The sequence below is a fragment of the Stenotrophomonas sp. HMWF023 genome (assembly GCF_003060985.1).
GTDB classification, from domain to species: Bacteria; Pseudomonadota; Gammaproteobacteria; order Xanthomonadales; family Xanthomonadaceae; genus Stenotrophomonas; species Stenotrophomonas lactitubi.
In genome coordinates this window covers 1-7,135 of record NZ_QAIJ01000254.1, presented here as the reverse complement: position 1 = coordinate 7,135, position 7,135 = coordinate 1, and the positions used below count along the sequence as shown (strand labels likewise).

Here is a 7,135-nt window from a genome sequence, read left to right as displayed (position 1 = left end):
CTTCGCGACCTCCGATCTGAACGACCTGTACCGCCGTGTCATCAACCGCAACAACCGCCTGCGCCGCCTGCTCGAACTGAGCGCGCCGGACATCATCGTGCGCAATGAAAAGCGCATGCTGCAGGAATCGGTCGATGCGCTGCTGGACAACGGTCGTCGTGGCCGTGCCATCACCGGCACCAACAAGCGCCCGCTGAAGTCGCTGGCCGACATGATCAAGGGCAAGCAGGGTCGCTTCCGTCAGAACCTGCTCGGCAAGCGCGTCGACTACTCGGGCCGTTCGGTCATCGTGGTCGGTCCGTACCTGCGCCTGCACCAGTGCGGCCTGCCGAAGAAGATGGCGCTCGAACTGTTCAAGCCGTTCGTGTTCGCCAAGCTGCAGCGTCGTGGCCTGGCCACCACCATCAAGGCCGCCAAGAAGCTGGTCGAGCGCGAAGAAGCCGAAGTCTGGGACATCCTGGAAGAGGTCATCCGCGAGCATCCGGTGATGCTGAACCGTGCGCCGACCCTGCACCGTCTGGGCATCCAGGCCTTCGAGCCGGTCCTGATCGAAGGCAAGGCCATCCAGCTGCACCCGCTGGTCTGCACCGCGTTCAACGCCGACTTCGACGGTGACCAGATGGCCGTCCACGTGCCGCTCTCGCTGGAAGCCCAGCTGGAAGCGCGTGCGCTGATGATGTCCACCAACAACATCCTGTCGCCGGCCAACGGCGAGCCGATCATCGTGCCGTCGCAGGACGTCGTGCTGGGTCTGTACTACATGACCCGCTCGCTGGAAAACAAGAAGGGCGAGGGCATGGCCTTCGCCAACATCGCCGAAGTCAAGCGCGCCTACGACAACCGCGTGGTGGAACTGCACGCGCGCGTCAAGGTCCGCATCACCGAGGTGGTGACCGACGAGGAAGGCAACAAGCAGAGCAAGACCTCGATCGTGGATACCACCATCGGTCGCGCCCTGCTGGCTGAAATCCTGCCGGAAGGCCTGCCGTTCGCGCTGGCCAACACCGAGCTGACCAAGAAGAACATCAGCCGCCTGATCAACTCCAGCTACCGCCAGCTCGGTCTGAAGGACACGGTCGTGTTCGCCGACAAGCTGATGTACACCGGCTTCGCCTACGCGACCCGCGCCGGCGTCTCGATCGGCATCGACGACATGCTGATCCCGGACGAGAAGAAGGGCATCCTCACCGAGGCCGAAGCCGAAGTGCTGGAAATCCAGGAGCAGTACCAGTCGGGTCTGGTCACCGCCGGCGAGCGCTACAACAAGGTGGTCGACATCTGGTCGCGCACCAATGAGCGCATCGCCAAGGCGATGATGGACACCATCGGTACCGAGAAGGTCATCAATGCCAAGGGCGAGACCATCGACCAGAAGTCGATGAACTCCCTGTACATCATGGCCGACTCCGGTGCACGAGGCAGCCAGGCGCAGATCCGTCAGCTGGCCGGCATGCGTGGCCTGATGGCCCGTCCCGATGGCTCGATCATCGAGACGCCCATCAAGGCGAACTTCCGCGAAGGCCTGAACGTGCAGGAGTACTTCAACTCCACCCACGGTGCCCGTAAGGGTCTGGCCGATACCGCGCTGAAGACGGCGAACTCGGGTTACCTGACCCGTCGTCTGGTCGACGTGGCGCAGGACGTGGTGATCACCGAGGTGGACTGCGGTACCTCCGAAGGCCTGATCATGACCCCGATCGTTGAAGGCGGCGACGTGGTCGAGCCGTTGAAGGATCGCGTGCTGGGTCGCGTGGTTGCCGAGGACGTGTTCCTGCCGGGCAACGACGAAGATCCGATCGTCACCCGCAACACCCTGCTCGACGAAGCATGGGTCGCCAAGCTTGAAGAGGCCAGCGTGCAGACCATCAAGGTCCGCTCGACGATCTCCTGCGAATCGGCCTTCGGCGTCTGCGGTCGCTGCTACGGCCGCGATCTGGCCCGTGGCCACCTGGTCAACATCGGTGAAGCGGTCGGCGTCATCGCTGCCCAGTCCATCGGTGAGCCGGGTACCCAGCTGACGATGCGTACGTTCCACATCGGTGGTGCGGCATCGCGAGCTGCTGCGGTCGACAACATCACCGTCAAGACCACCGGCTCGGTCAAGTTCAGCAACCTCAAGTCGGTGGCTCATGCCAACGGCTCGCTGGTCGCAGTGTCGCGCTCGGGCGAAATGTCGGTGCTCGATGCGCACGGCCGTGAGCGTGAGCGTTACAAGCTGCCGTACGGCGCAACCATCACCTCCAAGGACGGTGATGCGGTCAAGGCTGGCCAGACCGTGGCCAACTGGGATCCGCATAACCACCCGATCGTTTCGGAAGTGGCTGGTTTCATCCGCTTCATCGACTTCGTCGACGGCATCACCGTCATCGAGAAGACCGATGAGCTGACCGGCCTGGCGTCGCGCGAAATCACCGACCCGAAGCGCCGCGGCGCCCAGGCGAAGGATCTGCGCCCGATCGTCCGCATCGTCGATGGCAAGGGCAACGACCTGTCGATTCCGGGCACCGACCTGCCGGCGCAGTACCTGCTGCCGCCGCGCTCGATCGTCAACCTGCAGGACGGCGCTGCCGTCGGCGTGGGTGACGTGGTTGCCAAGATCCCGCAGGAAGCGTCCAAGACCCGCGACATCACCGGTGGTCTGCCGCGCGTGGCCGATCTGTTCGAAGCGCGCAAGCCGAAGGATCCGGCGGTGCTGGCCGAGCGTTCGGGCATCATCAGCTTCGGCAAGGACACCAAGGGCAAGCAGCGCCTGATCATCAAGGACACCGATGGTTCGGAACACGAAGAGCTGATTCCGAAGTACCGTCAGGTCATCGTGTTCGAAGGTGAGCACGTGACCAAGGGCGAAACCATCGTCGACGGCGAGCCGAGCCCGCAGGACATCCTGCGTCTGCTGGGTGTCGAGCCGCTGGCCGCCTACCTGGTCAAGGAAATCCAGGACGTGTACCGCCTGCAGGGCGTGAAGATCAACGACAAGCACATCGAGGTGATCACCCGCCAGATGCTGCGCAAGGTCGAGATCACCGATCAGGGCAGCAGCAAGTTCCTGAACGGCGAGCAGGTCGAGCGCCAGCGCGTCATCGAGGAAAATGCACGCCTGACCACCCGCAACGAGCTGATCGCCCGTTTCGACCCGGTCCTGCTGGGCATCACCAAGGCCTCGCTGGCAACCGAGTCGTTCATCTCGGCGGCGTCCTTCCAGGAAACCACCCGCGTGCTGACCGAGGCTGCCGTCCGCGGCACCAAGGACAACCTGCGCGGCCTGAAGGAAAACGTGATCGTCGGCCGTCTGATCCCGGCCGGTACCGGTCTGTCCTACCACGCCAACCGCCGCCGCAACGCGAGCGGGCTGACCGATTCGGAAATGCAGACCCTGTCGGGCACCCCGGTTGCTGCACCGGCCGTCGTGGCCGTGGCTGCGCCGGAAGTGGTGGTGGAATCGACCGACGCCGAGCAGGCCGAGGATTGATCGACGGGTCCGGCTCCGGCCGGACCTCGATCGGGCAGGGGACGGCCATCGGCCGGTCCCTGCTGGACGTTCCGGCCTCGTGCCGGACAAGCATCACGCAGATCCGGTTCCGGCCGGATCTGCACTCGAGGGCCCAGGCCGCTGGTCTGTTCGCTTTCGATGAGGTAGGATGCCGCCCGGCCCAGCGATGGGTCGGACGACAACCTGAACGGGGGGCATGGAGAAGGCTCCCCTGTAACGGCCCAGGATCAGGGCTGGCTTGGCGTGTGCGCATTTGACCGCGTTTTCGTCAGGTTGCTACAATCGTCTGTCTCAGCAGGCCGGTTTTTCGCCTGCTCGCACATATCCGCATTCATGGCCGGTTTTTTTCGGCCTCTCTCAGAAGAACATACTGATGGCGACGATCAATCAGCTTGTCCGCAAGCCGCGGCAGGCAACCACTTATAAGAGCGCCTCGCCGGCTCTCGAAAAGTGCCCCCAGCGCCGTGGCGTTTGCACGCGCGTTTACACCACTACTCCGAAGAAGCCGAACTCGGCGCTTCGCAAGGTTGCCAAGGTTCGCCTGACCAACCAGGAAGAAGTGATTTCCTACATCGGCGGTGAAGGCCACAACCTGCAGGAGCACTCCGTGGTCCTGATCCGTGGCGGTCGCGTCAAGGATCTGCCGGGTGTGCGTTACCACACCGTTCGTGGTTCGCTCGACGCCTCCGGCGTTGCCAAGCGTCGCCAGGGCCGTTCCAAGTACGGCGCCAAGCGTCCGAAGAGCTAAGGGAAAGCACACATGTCTCGTAAAGGTAATACGCCGCAGCGCGCAGTCCTGCCGGATCCGAAGCACGGAAGCGAAACCATCGCCCGTTTCATCAACATGGTGATGCTGAGCGGCAAGAAGTCGGTCGCTGAAAAGATCGTCTATGGCGCCATGGACGTGATCGGTGAGAAGAACCCGAATTCCGTCGAGCTGGTTCAGAAGGCTCTGGAAAACGTGGCTCCGTCGGTCGAAGTCAAGTCCCGCCGTGTCGGTGGTGCCACCTATCAGGTGCCGGTCGAAGTGCGCGCCTCGCGCAAGATGGCCCTGGCCATGCGTTGGCTGATCGACTCCGCGCGCAAGCGTGGTGAGAACACCATGCCGAAGAAGCTGGCCGCTGAACTGATCGACGCTGCGGAAAACCGTGGCGGCGCCATCAAGAAGCGCGAAGAAACCCACCGCATGGCCGAAGCCAACAAGGCATTCGCCCACTACCGCTGGTGAGTTTGACGGCCTTGTAAAACAGGCAGGGCAGCACCATTTCGGTGCTGCCTCGCGGCCCCAGAAGGGCTGCGCCAATCCGAAGGCCGCCGAAAGGCGGCGTTCGGCCATCCGAAATCCAAGAAATCTGAGAGGCTCCCCGTGGCCCGTTCCACTCCCATCGAGCGTTACCGCAATTTCGGCATCATGGCTCACATCGATGCCGGCAAGACCACCACGTCCGAGCGCATCCTGTTCTACACCGGCAAGAGCCACAAGATCGGTGAAGTGCATGACGGCGCCGCCACCATGGACTGGATGGAGCAGGAGCAGGAGCGTGGCATCACGATCCAGTCCGCTGCGACCACCGCGTTCTGGAAGGGCATGGACAAGTCCCTGCCGGAGCACCGCTTCAACATCATCGACACCCCGGGGCACGTCGACTTCACCATCGAAGTGGAGCGCTCGCTGCGCGTGCTCGACGGTGCCGTCTTCGTGCTGTGTGCCGTCGGTGGCGTGCAGCCGCAGTCGGAAACCGTGTGGCGCCAGGCCAACCGTTACAAGGTGCCGCGCATCGCGTTCGTCAACAAGATGGACCGCACCGGCGCCAACTTCACCAAGGTTGTCGGCCAGCTGAAGGCGAAGCTGGGTGCCAAGGCCGTTCCGATGCAGCTGCCGATCGGCGCTGAGGAAGGCTTCAAGGGCGTCGTCGATCTGCTGAAGATGAAGGCCATCCATTGGGATGAAGCCTCGCAGGGCATGAAGTTCGAGTACAGCGATGTGCCGGCCGACCTGCTGGCTGAAGCGACCGAAGCCCGTACCTTCATGATCGAAGCGGCTGCCGAAGCCAGCGAAGAGCTGATGGACAAGTACCTGGGCGGCGATGAGCTGACCGAGGCCGAGATCATCGAAGCCCTGCGCGTGCGCACCCTGGCGACCGACATCGTGCCGATGTACTGCGGCTCGGCGTTCAAGAACAAGGGCGTGCAGGCCATGCTGGACGGCGTGATCCAGCTGCTGCCGTCGCCGATCGACGTGCCGGACGTGACCGGTACCGACGTTGACGATGAAACCAAGGAAATGAGCCGCAAGTCTGACGACAAGGCTCCCTTCTCGGCCCTGGCCTTCAAGATCATCACCGATCCGTTCGTCGGCGCGCTGACCTTCTTCCGTGTCTACTCGGGCACGTTGAATGCAGGCGACCAGCTGCTGAACTCGGTGAAGGGCAAGAAGGAGCGCATCGGCCGTATCCTGCAGATGCACTCCAACAACCGCGAAGAAATCAAGGAAGTTCTGGCCGGCGACATCGCCGCCGCCGTGGGCCTGAAGGACACCACCACTGGTGACACCCTGTGCTCCATGGATCAGCCGATCATCCTCGAGCGCATGGTGTTCCCGGAGCCGGTCATCTCGATGGCCGTCGAGCCGAAGACCAAGTCCGACCAGGAAAAGATGGGTCTGGCACTGGGTCGTCTGGCGCAGGAAGATCCGTCGTTCCGCGTCAAGACCGACGAAGAATCCGGCCAGACCATCATCTCGGGCATGGGTGAGCTGCACCTGGACATCATCGTTGACCGCATGAAGCGCGAGTTCAACGTTGAAGCCAACGTCGGCAAGCCGCAGGTGGCGTATCGCGAAACGATCACCCTGTCGGACGTGAAGTCGGACTACAAGCACGCCAAGCAGTCCGGTGGTAAGGGTCAGTACGGTCACGTCGTGATCGAGCTGTCGCCGATCACCGATGCCGATCGTGCAGATCCGAAGATCGCCCCGGGCATCAAGGACGACTTCCTGTTCATCAACGACATCACCGGTGGCGTGATTCCGAAGGAATTCATCCCGTCGATCGAAAAGGGCCTGCGCGAAACCATCACCAGCGGTCCGCTGGCTGGCTTCCCGGTCGTGGACGTCAAGGTGAAGCTGGTGTTCGGCTCGTACCATGACGTCGACTCCTCGGAAATGGCGTTCAAGCTCGCTTCCTCGATGGCCTTCAAGGAAGGCTTCCGCAAGGCCAAGCCGGTCCTGCTGGAGCCGATCATGAAGGTCGAGATCGTGACCCCGGAGGATTACCAGGGTGACGTGATGGGCGACGTCAGCCGTCGTCGCGGCGTTCTGCAGGGTTCTGATACCACCGGTGACGGTTCGGCCAGCATCATCAACGCGATGATCCCGCTGGGCGAAATGTTTGGCTACGCGACCTCGCTGCGTTCGCAGACCCAGGGCCGCGCCACCTTCACGATGGAATTTGACCACTACGAGCCGGCGCCGAACAACATCGCCGACGAAGTCATGAAGAAGGCCTGAGCGTAACGCTCAGGTCCTCCAAACCACTTACGAACTAAAAGGTAGAACGAAATGGCAAAGGGTAAGTTCGAGCGCACCAAGCCGCACGTCAACGTCGGCACCATCGGTCACGTCGATCACGGCAAGACCACGCTGAC

Annotated in this window: 5 protein-coding genes; all 5 read left to right on the top strand. The window is 62.7% G+C overall.

The window, feature by feature from the left end; all coding sequences use genetic code 11:
* Positions 1 to 3,469, top strand: a 3,469-nt coding sequence (gene rpoC, locus DBR20_RS14240; protein WP_258223370.1) for a DNA-directed RNA polymerase subunit beta', incomplete at its 5' end; no start/stop codon positions are given.
* 394 nt (positions 3,470 to 3,863) lie between these two features.
* Positions 3,864 to 4,238, top strand: a complete 375-nt coding sequence (rpsL, locus tag DBR20_RS14235) for a 30S ribosomal protein S12 (protein WP_025879344.1) — start codon at positions 3,864 to 3,866, stop codon at positions 4,236 to 4,238.
* Positions 4,239 to 4,250: 12 nt separating this feature from the next.
* Complete coding sequence (gene rpsG, locus DBR20_RS14230) at positions 4,251 to 4,718, top strand: 30S ribosomal protein S7 (protein ID WP_089238997.1); 468 nt, start codon at positions 4,251 to 4,253, stop codon at positions 4,716 to 4,718.
* Between the two features lie 138 nt (positions 4,719 to 4,856).
* Positions 4,857 to 6,998 carry an elongation factor G gene (gene fusA, locus DBR20_RS14225; protein ID WP_100551644.1) on the top strand — a complete coding sequence of 714 codons (2,142 nt, stop codon included), beginning with the start codon at positions 4,857 to 4,859 and terminating at the stop codon, positions 6,996 to 6,998.
* 51 nt (positions 6,999 to 7,049) lie between these two features.
* A partial coding sequence (locus tag DBR20_RS14220) for a GTP-binding protein (RefSeq protein WP_033473206.1) occupies positions 7,050 to 7,135 on the top strand: 86 nt, incomplete at its 3' end.

What these genes read in the sequence shown, in the direction of transcription:
- rpsL (WP_025879344.1), top strand. Translation starts at nt 3,864, where the DNA reads ATGGCGACGATCAATCAGCTTGTCCGCAAGCCGCGGCAGGCAACCACT.
- rpsG (WP_089238997.1), top strand. Translation starts at nt 4,251, where the DNA reads ATGTCTCGTAAAGGTAATACGCCGCAGCGCGCAGTCCTGCCGGATCCG.